1 pseudogene is annotated in these 255 nt (G+C 69.4%); it reads right to left on the bottom strand.

Going from position 1 to position 255, the window contains the following annotated elements:
* Positions 1–255 (bottom strand): annotated as a pseudogene (locus tag Q8X51_RS32230) (type II secretion system inner membrane protein GspF); the annotation flags it as partial.

Raw genomic sequence — 255 nt, forward strand, 5'->3', positions numbered from 1 at the left:
CGCGTACATCGGCACGCACGGCGGCCAGGGTCTGGGCGATGTGTTTTTTCTCCGCCTGTTCCACCGTGGCGCTTAATGCCGCCTCCAGGGGCAGGCTGGCGCCGAGCAGGCTCGCCAGTTGCCGCGTTGCCCAGGCCAGGTCGTTGTCCGACAGCTTGGCGCTGAACAGGCTGCTGCCGGCGGCGCTTTGCTGACCGCCCTCGACCTGCACCAGCAGCGCGGTCAGGCCACGGCTGCGCAGCACGGCAAATGCCC

This window comes from Pseudomonas sp. Yb2C2, from assembly GCF_052112325.1.
Taxonomy (GTDB): Bacteria; Pseudomonadota; Gammaproteobacteria; order Pseudomonadales; family Pseudomonadaceae; genus Aquipseudomonas; species Aquipseudomonas marginalis.